Source organism: uncultured Alistipes sp., assembly GCF_910580175.1.
Classification (GTDB): domain Bacteria; phylum Bacteroidota; class Bacteroidia; order Bacteroidales; family Rikenellaceae; genus Alistipes.
The window spans coordinates 281,008-294,676 of sequence record NZ_CAJTXD010000002.1; the positions used below are offsets into that span (position 1 = coordinate 281,008).

9 protein-coding genes are annotated in these 13,669 nt (G+C 60.4%); 6 read left to right on the forward strand and 3 right to left on the reverse strand.

Annotated features, from left to right (window positions below; genetic code table 11):
• Positions 1-136: 136 nt before the first annotated feature.
• The gene (locus QZ298_RS03530) at positions 137-1,021 is read right to left on the reverse strand and encodes a hypothetical protein (protein ID WP_296005365.1); all 885 of its coding nucleotides are present in this window, start codon (positions 1,019-1,021) and stop codon (positions 137-139) included.
• 61 nt (positions 1,022-1,082) lie between these two features.
• Here QZ298_RS03530 and QZ298_RS03535 point away from each other — a divergent pair, with 61 nt between their 5' ends.
• The gene (locus tag QZ298_RS03535) at positions 1,083-2,012 is read left to right on the forward strand and encodes a glycosyltransferase family A protein (RefSeq protein ID WP_296005367.1); all 930 of its coding nucleotides are present in this window, start codon (positions 1,083-1,085) and stop codon (positions 2,010-2,012) included.
• A gap of 37 nt (positions 2,013-2,049) precedes the next feature.
• On the opposite strand, the gene clpB is transcribed toward QZ298_RS03535, so the two are convergent.
• Positions 2,050-4,647, reverse strand: a complete 2,598-nt coding sequence (clpB, locus tag QZ298_RS03540; RefSeq protein WP_296005369.1) for an ATP-dependent chaperone ClpB — start codon at positions 4,645-4,647, stop codon at positions 2,050-2,052.
• Positions 4,648-4,893: 246 nt separating this feature from the next.
• Here clpB and dnaX point away from each other — a divergent pair, with 246 nt between their 5' ends.
• From dnaX to folB, 3 genes are read left to right on the forward strand one after another with little or no spacing between them, the layout of a single operon-like run.
• A complete protein-coding gene (gene dnaX / locus QZ298_RS03545; RefSeq protein WP_296005371.1) occupies positions 4,894-6,861 on the forward strand; it encodes a DNA polymerase III subunit gamma/tau in 1,968 nt (655 codons plus the stop codon).
• Between the two features lie 14 nt (positions 6,862-6,875).
• The gene (gene tyrS / locus QZ298_RS03550; RefSeq protein ID WP_296005372.1) at positions 6,876-8,171 is read left to right on the forward strand and encodes a tyrosine--tRNA ligase; all 1,296 of its coding nucleotides are present in this window, start codon (positions 6,876-6,878) and stop codon (positions 8,169-8,171) included.
• Positions 8,171-8,524: a dihydroneopterin aldolase gene (gene folB / locus QZ298_RS03555; protein ID WP_296005374.1), complete on the forward strand. Its 354-nt coding sequence runs from the start codon at positions 8,171-8,173 to the stop codon at positions 8,522-8,524. Before tyrS ends, folB begins: the two co-directional genes overlap by 1 nt.
• A 132-nt stretch (positions 8,525-8,656) precedes the next feature.
• Here the strand turns inward: folB and QZ298_RS03560 are convergent, their stop codons facing one another.
• The gene (locus QZ298_RS03560; protein ID WP_296005376.1) at positions 8,657-9,649 is read right to left on the reverse strand and encodes a class II fructose-bisphosphate aldolase; all 993 of its coding nucleotides are present in this window, start codon (positions 9,647-9,649) and stop codon (positions 8,657-8,659) included.
• Between the two features lie 499 nt (positions 9,650-10,148).
• On the opposite strand from QZ298_RS03560, the gene QZ298_RS03565 reads away from it, so the two are divergent.
• Positions 10,149-11,762, forward strand: a complete 1,614-nt coding sequence (locus QZ298_RS03565; protein ID WP_296005378.1) for a fumarate hydratase — start codon at positions 10,149-10,151, stop codon at positions 11,760-11,762.
• A gap of 50 nt (positions 11,763-11,812) precedes the next feature.
• Entirely contained in the window at positions 11,813-13,669 is a 1,857-nt protein-coding gene (locus tag QZ298_RS03570; protein WP_296005380.1) for a BatD family protein, read from the forward strand.

The window sequence follows — 13,669 nt, forward strand, 5'->3', positions numbered from 1 at the left end:
GGGTGCGGGCAGGCGGGTATCCCAGCCTCTGGAATCGGTCGAAAGACTGTGCCGGGGGCTTTTTTGTATCTGCCGGGAACTCGGGGTGTGCGGAAATCGGCTGCGGCTCGCGCAGTTCGGAGAACCGCCTGTCTTTTCAGAATCTTTCCCGTTCGTAGGCGTCGATCATCGAGCCGCGTGTGCGGTTGACGATGCGGGCGCCGAGCGTCGCGGCGTAGTCGCGCAGCACTTCGTGGCCGCGGAACAACTCGGCTACCTCGGCCAGATAGACCGACATCGTATAGGGCCTCCGCGGCGCTTTCTGGAACATCGGCCGCAGTGCGGCAGGCGCTCCGTCGTCATAATAATGGCGGTCGGCGCGGCACAGCCGGTTGACGTCGTCTACGCACAGCCCCTCCAGAAGCGTGTGATCCACGCCGTAGAGTTCGATCCGCTTGTATCCCAGCAACAACGCAATGTATTCGCCCACCTGCACCACGGTGCCGAAGTTGGCGCTGCCCAGTCCGTGGCGGTAGAGCCGGAATTCGAGCCGGCGGAATCCGCGGTACATCAGCGTGTGGAACGGCACGATGCGGATATGGGGGTTGGGCAGAGCGGCCCGGTAGTCGAACCGCTCGGGATTATAATATTGTACATAGAGATTCATCGGCCACGTCACCCGTTCGTTCATCGTGCGGTAGAGCGCTTCGACCCGTTCGCTTTCGTCCGTATCGCGGAAGAACATCGGGTCGGAGAGTACGTAATAAGCCGGGCGCAGTTCGGTGAAACGGGGGTCCTCAGCGAAGAAGTTGACCGCCATGAAATCGCGCTCCCCCCCCCGCTTCGCTTCCAGCAGCCGGGGCAGTTCGCCGGCCAGCGCCGGGCCGTTGCCCAGAATCGCCATCGTCGGTGCCGGCGCGCCCGCCGTGCCTGCCCGGCCGACGTAGTTGCGGAAATTCTCCTTCACAGCCATCGCCAGAAAGTAGAATCCGGTTTCGTAGAGATTGCGCAGAAAGCGGTCGAGTTTTTCGAAGGGAGTCATCGGCAAGGGTTTTATTTGCAAAAGTAGCAAAAGATCGGTATCTTCGCAAAAAAGAATGGTTATGTCCGATTCCTCCATTTCGGTAATTATCCCGCTTTATAACAAGGAACGGGAGATTGCCGGTACGCTCCGCTCCGTGCTGGCGCAGACGCTGCCGCCCGTGGAGATCGTCGTCGTGGACGACGGTTCGACCGACGGGAGTGCCGAAGTCGTGCGGGCCATCGGTTCGCCGCTGGTGCGGCTCCTCGTGCAGTCCAACGCCGGGGTCTGCGTCGCCCGCAACCGGGCCGTGGCCGAAGCGCGGGGCGAATACATCGCCTTTCTCGATGCCGACGACTGCTGGGAACCGGGTTATCTGGCCGAAATCGCTGCGCTGATTGCGGAGTTTCCCGGCTGCGGCATCTATTCCACCGCTTTCTGGGTTCTCGACGGCAGAGGGCGTTTCCCGGTTCCTTGTCCCGACCGCCGGGGCGTCGTCGACAACTTCTTTCGCGACTCGGCCCACCGCTACATCTCCATTCCTTCGGCCAGCGTCGTACCGCGCCGCGTCTTCGACGAGGTCGGCGGCTTCCCGCCCGGTATGAAAATCGGCGAAGACCTCTATTTGTGGGTCAAGATTGCGCGCCGCCTGCCGGTCTGCTTCTCGCCGGCGCGGCTGGTCTGCTACTCCAAGACGGCCGCCAACCGTTCGGCCGCCATCTATACCCCCGAAGCGTGCGACTGCTCGTTCGAGGCGCTTTACGACCCGGCTGCACCCATCGAGGAACGCGAGTTCATTGCCCGTGCCGCTTTGGGCAAGGCTTTGGTGCTGAGCGCCAAGGGCGGCACCGAGGAGGCCGCCCGCGCCGTCCGCACCTTCTCGTTTACCCGCACTTATCGCCGTACGCTCCGCAAGGTGCGCGTGCTCAATGCGCTGCCCGTCGCCTGGCGCACGCCCGTGCTCAACTTCTACAACCGGCTGGCGTGGCTGCTGGCCCAAAAAGGATTATGAAAAACGAAAGGTCTGCGATTGCAGACCTCCCGACTTTTCAATTTTCGAACGTCAGCCCGTCGTCCGCCGCGTCGATGCGGATAGGCTTCGAGCGGTCGACTTCGCCGGCCAGAATCCGCTTGGAGAGGTCGTTGACCACGTAGCGCTGGATGGTCCGCTTGACCGGACGGGCGCCGTAGAGCGGATCGAACCCTGCATCGGCTATCCATCGGCGCGCCGCTTCGGTGTATTCCAGCACGATGCCATTGCCGAGGAGCATCTTGCGCACGATGCCTAACTGGATGTCGACGATGCGTTCGATGTCGGCATGCGTCAGCGGTTCGAACATCACGATTTCGTCGATGCGGTTCAGAAACTCCGGCTTGAGGTGCTGCTTGAGCAAGTCGACCACCTCGCCGCGCGTCTTTTCCACCACCTCCGGATCGAGCCGCTTGCCGTCGGCCGCCGCCGCGAAACGCTCCTGGATGATCTGCGCCCCCATGTTCGAGGTCATGATGACGATGGTGTTGCGGAAGTCGACCGTGCGGCCCTTGTTGTCGGTCAGACGGCCGTCGTCGAGCACCTGAAGCAGGATGTTGAAGACGTCGGGATGGGCCTTTTCGATTTCGTCCAGGAGCACCACCGAGTAGGGTTTGCGCCGCACGGCTTCGGTCAGCTGGCCGCCCTCGTCGTAACCCACGTATCCCGGAGGGGCGCCCACCAGCCGCGAGACGCTGTGGCGTTCCTGGTATTCGCTCATGTCGATGCGCGTGAGCATCTGGTCGTCGTTGAAGAGGAATTCGGCCAGCGCCTTGGCCAGCTCGGTCTTGCCCACGCCCGTCGTGCCGAGGAAGATGAACGAGCCGATAGGCTTGCGCGGGTCGTTCAGGCCCGCCCGCGAGCGGCGCACGGCGTCGGAAATCGCCGCGATGGCCTGCTCCTGTCCCACTACGCGCTTGTGCAGCTCCTCTTCCATGTGCAGCAGTTTCTCGCGCTCCGAGGCCAGCATCCGCGTCACCGGAACGCCCGTCCAGCGCGATACCACTTCGGCCACGTCTTCGGCGTCGACCTCCTCCTTGATCATCGAGCCGTTGGCGGCCGTCTGGCGGTATTCTTCCTGAAAGGCTTCGATCTCCTTTTCAGCCTGCTGAATCTTGCCGTAGCGGATCTCGGCCACCCGGCCGTAGTCGCCTTCGCGTTCGGCCTGGCGGGCTTCGACGTTGAGGCGTTCGATCTTGTCCTTGTTGTCCTGTATCTTGCGCAGCAGGTCGCGCTGGCCCTGCCACTTGGCGCGCATCGCCGCGTCGCGCGACTTGAGTTCCTCGATCTCCTGGGTGAGCTGCTCCACCCGTTCCTTGTCCTTCTCGCGGCGGATCGCTTCGCGTTCGATCTCCAGCTGGCGTACGCGGCGGTCGAGGGTGTCGATCTCCTCGGGCACGGAGTTCATCTCCAGACGCAGGCGCGAGGCCGCCTCGTCCACCAGGTCGATCGCCTTGTCGGGCAGGAAGCGCGAGGTAATGTAGCGCGTCGAGAGGTCGACGGCCGCCACGATCGCTTCGTCCTTGATGCGCACCTGGTGGTGGTTTTCGTAGCGTTCCTTGAGTCCGCGCAGGATCGAGATGGCGTCTTCGCGCGTCGGTTCGTCGACCATCACCTTCTGGAAGCGGCGTTCGAGCGCCTTGTCCTGTTCGAAGTATTTCTGGAATTCGTCCAGCGTCGTGGCGCCGATGGTGCGCAGTTCGCCGCGCGCCAGGGCCGGTTTGAGGATGTTGGCCGCGTCCATCGCCCCCGACGACTTGCCGGCGCCCACCAGCGTGTGGATCTCGTCGATGAAGAGCAGGATTTCGCCGTCGCTCGCCACCACTTCCTGCACCACGGCTTTCAGGCGTTCCTCGAATTCGCCTTGATACTTCGCGCCGGCGATCAGCGCGCCCATGTCGAGCGAGTAGATTGCCTTGTTTTTCAGATTCTCCGGCACGTCGCCGTCGATGATGCGGCGCGCGATGCCTTCGGCGATGGCCGTTTTGCCCACGCCCGCTTCGCCCACGAGGATGGGGTTGTTCTTCGTGCGGCGCGAGAGTATTTGCAGCACCCGGCGGATCTCTTCGTCGCGCCCGATGACCGGATCGAGCTTGCCGGCCCGGGCCTGTTCGTTGAGATTGACGGCGTACTTGCCTAGGGCGTCGAACTGCTGTTCCGACGTGGGAGAGTCGACCGTCGCTCCCTTGCGGAAGGTGCGGATCGCTTCGATCAGTTCCTTTTCCGTGGCGCCGTGGCGCTTGAGCATCTCCGAGGCTGCGCCGCGCTCGGCCACCAGACCCAGCAGCAGGTGCTCGACCGACGCATATTTGTCGCCGAAGTTCTTGGTGAAGTCGACGGCTTTCTGGATCGTCCGCGTGACGTCCTGCGAGAAGAACTGTTCGCCGCCGCCCTCCACGCGGGGCAGTGCGTCTACGGCACGTTCGGCCTCCTCGCGCAGTCCGCGTACGTTGACGCCGACGCGCCCCAGGAGGAATGCGGCCAGCGAATCGTCCTCGCGCACGAGAACCGAAAGCAGGTGGAGCGGTTCGACAGCCTGCTGCCCCCGCTCGCGTGCCAGCGAAAGCGCCGCCTGGAGCGCTTCCTGCGCCTTGATGGTCAGAGTGTTGATATTCATAATTTGCAGATTGTGTTTCGTTTGTTGCGTTGACCTTTCTTTCACAAATGGCCTGCCACACTGCGTGTTTCGGACATCGTGTCGGTTTTTGACATTTTTTGTCTGCTCCGTCCGGTCAATGCGACAGCCGGAACTGACAATGCGGGTTGCCTCTTCGGACAATTCGGCAGATACGTCGATACTCTGCCTTGGCCATGCTCAAATAAATTTGGCATTGCGCTCGGCTTTTCGTATCTTTGCACTATTATGAGCGAATTCATAGTCAGTGCACGAAAATACCGTCCTGCGACCTTTGCGTCGGTCGTGGGGCAGAAGCATATTACGTCTACGCTGAAAAACGCCATCGAGCGCGGGCAGCTGGCCCATGCCTACCTCTTCTGCGGGCCGCGCGGCGTGGGCAAGACCACCTGCGCGCGCATTTTCGCCAAGGCGATCAACTGCCTGTCGCCCAACGGGGCCGAAGCGTGCAACGAGTGCGAGTCGTGCCGCTCGTTCAACGAGGGGCGTTCGCTCAATATCCACGAGTTGGACGCCGCATCGAACAACTCCGTGGAGGATATCCGCACGCTGATCGAGCAGGTGCGCATCATCCCGCAGGTGGGGCGCTATTCGGTCTTCATCATCGACGAGGTGCACATGCTTTCGGCTGCGGCTTTCAATGCGTTTCTCAAGACACTGGAGGAGCCGCCCGCCCATGCCGTCTTCATCCTGGCCACTACCGAGAAGCACAAGATCATCCCCACGATCCTTTCGCGTTGTCAGATCTATGATTTCAACCGCATCCGTGTTGAAGATGCGGTCGAATACCTTAAATATATCGCGTCGTCGGAGGGCGTCGCGGCCGACGAGGAGTCGTTGAACCTCATCGCCCAAAAAGCCGACGGCGGCATGCGCGACGCCTTGTCGATGTTCGACAAGGCCGTGTCGTTCTGCGGCACGACGCTCGACTATCGTCAGGTGGCCCAGACACTCAACGTGTTGGATTACGATACCTATTTCAGCGTTACTGAAATGTTGCTCGCCGGCGATTACGTGCGGGCGCTCGTCGCTTTCGACGAGGTGCTCGCCAAAGGCTTCTCGGGCCAGACGTTCATGTCGGGTCTCAACCGCCACTTGCGCGATTTGTTGATGGCGGCCCGGCCTGAAACCTTGCGGCTGATCGAGATGACCGGGACACTGCTCGAACGATACCGGACGCAGGCGGGCGCCTGCGATGTCGGATTCTTGTTCGGGGCCATCGCCTGCCTGACGGAACTCGACGGCAAAATACGGCAGTCTTCCAACCAACGGCTGCTCGTGGAGCTGGGCCTGATGAAAATCGCGAGGCTCGGCCAAAAAAAAAATGATCCCCTGACTTCTTCTTCCGAGGAGTATCCTTTGCCCGACTTGCAGCCGCAGGCTCCCTGCGGCGCTGCGGGCAGTGCCGCGGTGCCGGCTGCTGTTGCAGCACGTCCGGCGGCAGCCGAAACTTCGGCGGAAGCTGTGCCGAATCCGAACTCGGAACCGCTCTCGAAGCCGGCGATCGAAGCTACGAACTCGGAACCGGAATCGCAACCGGCAGATATATCCGCTGCAAATACGCCTGGCGCAAATATACCTGTCGTAGATACGTCCGTTGCATCGGCTTCGCAAGCATCCGCAAGTCCGGCTGCACCTGCCGCCGGGCCGCAGGCTGATAATTCGGTTGCGGCGTCTGCGTCGGTCGGGAGCGCGGTTCCGAAGTCCTCCGCTCCCCGCACTCCGCGCAAATCCTTGATTTCGGGCGCTTCGCTGGCCGATCTGCTCGCGGCGGGCGCTGCTTCCGAGGATGCGGAGGAGGGCGGCTATCCGGAAGAGCGGATGGAAGACCCCGATTTCGACCCGGCGTGCAGCGAGAAGTTGGAGCGTGCCCGCGGTCGGATTCTGGAATTGATCAAGGCCAAACGTCCGCGTTTCGTTCCGGTGTTCGAGTTGATGACTTTCCGCGACAACGCGATCGCCGTGAGCGTGCCTACGGCCGAGTTGCGGGAGGAAATACTGCGCAACAAAACTGCAATGTTGATGCGCATCGCCGAGCTTGCAGGCATCGAGGGCGCCCTGGATCTGGAGGTAACGGTCAACGAGGAGATTCGCGCCGCCCGTCCCATCAAGCCGGAGGACAAGGTCAAGTTCCTTTCGGAGAAGAATCCGTTGGTAACGGAACTGCGCAAGGCGCTCGATTTGGAAATGGAGTAAAAGTAAAAAGTGATATGGCAAAAAATTTTATCGAAGAACTCGAATGGCGTGGCATGATCCACACGATCATGCCCGGTGCGAAGGAACAGCTCGAAAAGGAGATGACGACGGCTTATCTGGGCATCGACCCCACGGCCGACTCGCTGCATATCGGCCACCTGGTGGGTGTGATGATCCTCAAGCACTTCCAGCTGTGCGGCCATCGTCCGCTGGCGCTCGTCGGCGGAGCCACCGGCATGATCGGCGACCCCTCGGGCAAGTCGCAGGAGCGCAACCTGCTCGACGAAACCACCCTGCGTCATAACCAGGAGGCGATCAAGCGCCAGCTGGCCAAACTGCTCGATTTCGAGTCCGATGCGCCCAATGCCGCCGTCATGGTCAACAACTACGACTGGATGAAGGACTTTTCGTTCCTCGACTTCATCCGCGACATCGGCAAGTGCATCACGGTCAACTACATGATGGCCAAGGATTCGGTCAAGAAGCGGTTCAACGGCGAGGGCGACGGCATGTCGTTTACCGAGTTCACTTACCAGCTCGTGCAGGGCTACGACTTCCTGCACCTCTATGAGACGATGAACTGCAAAATCCAGCTCGGCGGTGCCGACCAGTGGGGCAACATCACTACCGGCACCGAGTTGATCCGCCGCAAGTTAGGTTCCGAGTCCGAGGCGTTCGCCATTACGTGTCCTCTGATTACCAAGGCCGACGGCACCAAGTTCGGCAAGACCGAGAGCGGCAATGTGTGGCTCGATCCGCGGTACACGTCGCCTTATAAGTTTTATCAGTTCTGGCTCAACGTCAGCGACGAGGATGCCAAGCGCTACATCAAGATTTTTACCCTGCTCGACCGCGAAACGATCGAAGCGCTCGTTGCCGAGCACGATGCCGCGCCCCACTTGCGCGTGTTGCAGAAACGTCTGGCGCAGGAGATCACCACCATGATCCACTCCCGCGAGGAGTACGAGAAGGCGGTCGAGGCGTCGGACATCCTTTTCGGCGGCGCTACTTCCGAAGCGTTGCACAAGCTCGACGAAGCGACCCTTTTGCAGGTCTTCGAGGGGGTGCCGCAGTTCCGCATCGCGCGGGCCGAACTGGAGTTGTCGTTCGTCGACCTCGCAGCCGAGAAGGCGCAGGTCTTCCCCTCGAAGGGCGAGTGCCGCAAGATGGTGCAGGGCGGCGGCGTGTCGCTCAACAAGGAGAAAGTGGCCGATCCGATGCGGCCCGTCGTCGAGTCCGATTTGATCGCCGGCAAATACCTGCTCGTGCAGAGAGGCAAGAAGAACTATTATCTCATCATCGTCGAATAATGGAGTATCGCATTACCTTGGAGCGCATGGAGTTCCACGCACTGCACGGTTGTTATGAACTCGAACGCAAGGTGGGCAACCGCTTTACGGTCGACCTGACGATTACGGCCGAATTGGGCGACGTGGCCGCCGAAGATTGCGTCGAAAAGGCGGTCAACTACCTGACCGTCTACGAGGTCGTCCGCGAACGCATGGCTGTGACGCAGCGCACCATCGAGCGCGTGGCGATGAACATCATCGATGCGCTCTACGCCGCTTTTCCGCAAATCCGGCATCTCTCCTGCACCGTCTCCAAACTCGCTCCGCCGTTGGGCGGCAAGCTCGACCGGGTAAGCGTGACGCTCGAAAAGTAAGCGGCCGGCAGGTGCTTTGCTTGGGCTGTTTTTTGCGGAGTTATAAAAAAATCTGTCTGCATAACGCAGACAGATTTTTTTTGTAACCACATCCGGGCCGGATGCACCCGGATGCCTTGTCAGGAATCATCCTTATGCTTTGCCGGCCGAGCCGAGGACGTTCTCGCACTTGTGCTTGTAGAGCTTCTTCAGCTCTTCGCGGGCCGGGCCTAAGTACTTGCGGGGGTCGAACTCGGCGGGCTGCTCCGACAGCACCGTGCGTACGGCGGCCGTCATGGCCAGACGACCGTCCGAGTCGATGTTGATCTTGCAGACGGCGCTCTTGGCAGCCTCGCGCAGCTGCTCCTCGGGAATGCCGACGGCATCTTTCAGTGCACCGCCGTGCGTGTTGATGATCTTCACATATTCCTGCGGCACCGACGACGAGCCGTGCAGCACGATGGGGAAGCCCGGGATGCGCTTCTCGATCTCTTTCAGAATGTCGAAACGCAAGGGGGGCGGAACCAGAATGCCTTCGGCGTTGCGCGTGCACTGTTCGGGCTTGAACTTGTTGGCGCCGTGCGACGTGCCGATCGAGATGGCCAGCGAGTCTACGCCGGTCTTCTTCACGAAATCCTCCACGTCGGCAGGGTCGGTGTAGTGCGAGTGCTCGGAAGCCACTTCGTCCTCGACGCCGGCCAGCACGCCCAGTTCGCCCTCGACCGTCACGTCGTGCTGATGAGCGTATTCCACGACTTTTTTCGTCAGCGCCACGTTTTCGTCATAGGGCAGCGCCGAACCGTCGATCATTACCGACGAGAAACCCATGTCGATGCAGTCCTTGCACAGCTCGAACGAGTTGCCGTGGTCGAGGTGCAGCACGATGGGGATGTTCTTACCCAGTTCCTTGGCATACTCCACGGCGCCCTGGGCCATGTAGCGCAGCAGCGTTTGGTTGGCGTACTTGCGCGCGCCGGCCGACACCTGGAGAATCACAGGCGACGAAGTTTCGACGCAAGCCTGGATGATAGCTTGCATCTGCTCCATGTTGTTGAAGTTGAAGGCCGGAACGGCATAGCCGCCCTTGATGGCTTTGGCGAACATCTCGCGGGTGTTGACCAAGCCCAGTTCCTTGTAAGATACCATAATCGTTATTTTTAGCAGTGAATCGTTCGCACTCAAAAACCGCACAAATTTAATTAAATAATCTTAAGAATGATTCTTTTCATGCGTTTTTTGTTAAAATAATAACAATCTTCGGGACAAGCCGAGGGCCGCGCCGAACCGGTTCGAAGTTTGGCGAGGAGGGAAAAGTTGCAGGCTAATGGATTTTTGCGGCAGGCCGCCGGCGGATCGCTGCCATCGGGGGCCGATCATTGTCATCGAGGTGTGGCGGCCGTATCGTTCGGTGCGTATCCTGATGCCGGTTCGGCCGTGGATGGGGAGTGTGCTGTTAATAAGATAACAAATCATCCGGTTTTGTTGGGCAATCCGGAGAGTTTTTTGTATTTTTGGCTTCGCCGAAAATACGCTCGCTCGGCAAAATGCAAGCAAACTTGCTTTTGCTCTCGCTTATTTGTATTTTTGCAAAGTTTAAGTTGATCGAGTGATTTTGAAACTAATATAAACATAAATTATAAGTGTTATGGCCGAATTCATCTACCAGGAGCCGTTCCCCGTGGGGGAGGACAAAACGCAGTACCGTCTGCTGACCAAAGATTACGTCAAGGTCGTCGAGTGCGACGGCCGTAAGATCCTCAAGGTCGATCCTGCCGGTCTGGAGCTGTTGTCCAAGGCGGCTTACAGCGACGTGTCGTTCTACTTGCGTGCGTCCCACTTGCAGAAGCTGCGCGACATCCTCGACGACCCCGAGGCTACCGACAACGACAAGTTCGTGGCTTATACCATGCTGCTCAACCAGTGCGTCTCGGCCGAGGGCGAGCTGCCCACCTGTCAGGATACCGGCACGGCCATCTGCATCGGCCATAAGGGCGAGGACGTTTTTACCGGGGCCGACGATGCCGAGAGCATCGCCCGCGGCGTTTACGAGACTTACAAGGAGCGCAATCTGCGTTATTCGCAGGTCGTGCCTTTTACCATGACCGAGGAGAAGAACTCCGGCACCAATCTGCCCGCGCAGATCGACATCTACGGCGGCAAGCCCGGCATGGAATACGAGTTCCTTTTCATTACCAAGGGCGGCGGTTCGGCCAACAAGACCTTCCTCTATCAGCAGACTAAGGCGCTTTTGAACGAAGAGTCGCTGACCAAGTTCATCGCCGAGCATATCAAAGACCTCGGCACGTCGGCCTGCCCGCCTTACCATCTGGCCCTCTGCATCGGCGGCACATCGGCCGAGATGTGCCTCTCGACCGTCAAGAAAGCGTCGGCCGGTTACCTCGACGAGCTGCCCACGTCGGGCAACGAGGGCGGCCGCTGTTTCCGCGACCTCGAATGGGAGGAGAAGGTGCTGAAGATCTGCCAGCAGTCGGGCGTCGGCGCCCAGTTCGGCGGCAAGTACCTCGTGCACGACGTGCGTGTCATCCGCGCTCCGCGTCATGCCGCTTCGTGCCCCGTCGCTATTGGCGTAAGCTGCTCGGCCGACCGCAACATCAAGGCCAAGATCACGCCCGAGGGCATTTTCCTGGAGGAGCTGGAGAAGAATCCGGCACGGTTCCTGCCCAAGGAGGCGCCGGCCATGTCGCCCGCCGTGGACATCGACCTCGACGAAGGCATGGACAAGGTGCGCGAGATTCTGACCCGCTATCCCATCAAGACGCGTCTGAACCTCAAGGGCACCTTGATCGTCGCCCGCGACATCGCCCATGCGCGCATCAAGCAGATGCTCGACGAGGGCAAACCCATGCCCGACTACTTCAAGAAGCATCCCGTCTACTACGCCGGCCCCGCCAAGACGCCGGACGGCATGGCTTCGGGTTCGTTCGGCCCCACCACCGCAGGGCGTATGGATCCCTACGTCGACTTGTTCCAGAAACATGGCGGTTCGCTCGTGATGGTCGCCAAGGGCAACCGTTCGCAGGAGGTTACCGACGCCTGCAAGGCCAACGGCGGTTTCTACCTCGGGTCGATCGGCGGGCCGGCAGCCATCCTGGCCAAGAATTCGATCAAGTCGGTCGAGGTCGTCGACTTCCCCGAGTTGGGTATGGAGGCCGTGCGGAAAATCTATGTCGAGGATTTCCCCGCGTTCATCATCGTCGACGACAAGGGCAACGATTTCTTTGCCGATTTCAAGCATTAGAAATCGTTCATTGAGAAAATAATAGCTTAGGAAATTACGTTGTAAGTTCGATGAAAGGTTTTGCGAAAATAGGTTTCGTCCTGCTTTGCGTGATCGGATGTCTGTCGCTTCGGGCTGCCGAGAAAGTGGTGTTCGAGGTTTCGTCGCCCTTGATGGTGGCCAGCGGCGAGGCGTTCCGCGTCGAGTTCGCGCTCAATGCCAAGCCCGATGACGATTCGTTCGTGGCGCCTTCGTTCGAGGGGTTCGACGTGCTGGCCGGGCCTGCCGTGTCGAAAGGATCGTCGATTCAGATCATCAACGGCGCGATGACCAAAAGTGTCAATTACACCATCACTTTCGTGTTGTTGCCCCGGAGCGTCGGCAACCTTACCGTCGGCTCGGCTGAAATCGCTGTCGACGGCACCGTGTACCGCACCCGTCCCCTGGCCCTTGAGGTCGTCGACGAGCCGGCGGGCGGTTCGGCTTCGCAGCCGGGAGCCGACGACCGCCGGGAGCCGCAAGACGAGGCAAGCCGGGCGCAGGGCGAGATCGCCAAGGACGACTTGTTGTTGCGGGCCGTCGTTTCGCGTTCGTCGGTCTTCAAGGGCGAGCCGCTGCGGGTTACCTTCAAACTCTACGAGCGAGTCAACGTTGCCGGTTACCAGGATGTCAAATTCCCGTCGTTCAACGGGTTCTGGGCGCAGGAGTTGGATGCGGACAATGCCCGGCGGCAGCGCGAGACTTTCAACGGCAAGGTCTACGAGACGCTGGTCGCCCGCGAATACCTGCTCTATCCCCAGCAGGCCGGGACGTTGACCATCGACCCGGCCGAGTTGACCGCCGTGGCGCAGGTCGTCGTGCAGAGCCGGCACAATATCGATCCTTTCTTCGGCGGCGGCCCCGAAATCTATAATGTGCCGCGCAAGTTGCAGAGCCAGCGCATCAACGTGACCGTCAAGCCTCTGCCGGGGGGTGCTCCCGCAGGGTTCGGCGGAGCCGTCGGGCGTTTCGACATGCAGACCGTGCCGCCCGCCGGGCAGCTTTCGGCCAATTCGGCCGCGACCTGCACGGTCAAGATTTCCGGCACGGGCAACCTTACTTTCGTGCAGGCGCCCAAATTGGCGTTGCCCGCTTCGTTCGAGCAGTACAACGTCAAGACTACGGAGTCGATCAACGCTTCGGCGGCCGGAATCTCCGGTTACCGGCAGTTCGAATATCCGTTCATCGCGCGGGCCGAGGGCGATTACGAAATCGCACCTATCGAGTTCACTTACTTCGATCCCTCGCGCATGGAGTATAAGACCCTGCGTTCGAAGCCCATCGAGCTTCATGTCGTGCCCGATGCCCAGGGCGGCGGCGATGCTGTCGTCATGCAGGGCCGCGGCATCTCCAAGGAGGAGGTGCGGTTGCTGGGGCAGGATATACGTTTCATCAAGTTGGGTGGCGTGCGGTTGCGTCCCGAGCGGCGGCCGTTCCTTTTCAGCGGCCTCTATTGGGCGGCGGTCGGCGGCATCCTGTGCCTTTTCGGGGCGGCCTACGTCGCTTTGCGCAAGCGTATCCGCGAGTCGCAGAACGTGGCCGTCGTGCGCGGCAAGCGGGCCAACAAAGTCGCCGTTTCGCGTTTCCGGGTCGCCAAGAAGCATATGGAGCAGGAGAACCGTCATGCTTTCTACGAGGAGATGCTGCGGGCGTTGTGGGGGTATGTGAGCGATAAGCTCAACATTCCCGTTGCCAACCTGACCAAAGAGAATGTGCGCGAGGAGCTGCACAAGCGCGGCGTGCCCGTCGAGCAGGCGCAGCGCTTTACCGCCATCATCGCCCAGTGCGATGAGGCGCAATATGCTCCCGCAGCATCGGCCCGCATGAGCGATGTCTATGCCGAGGGTGTCGATCTGGTTTCGCATATCGAGACGATGATTAAACGATAG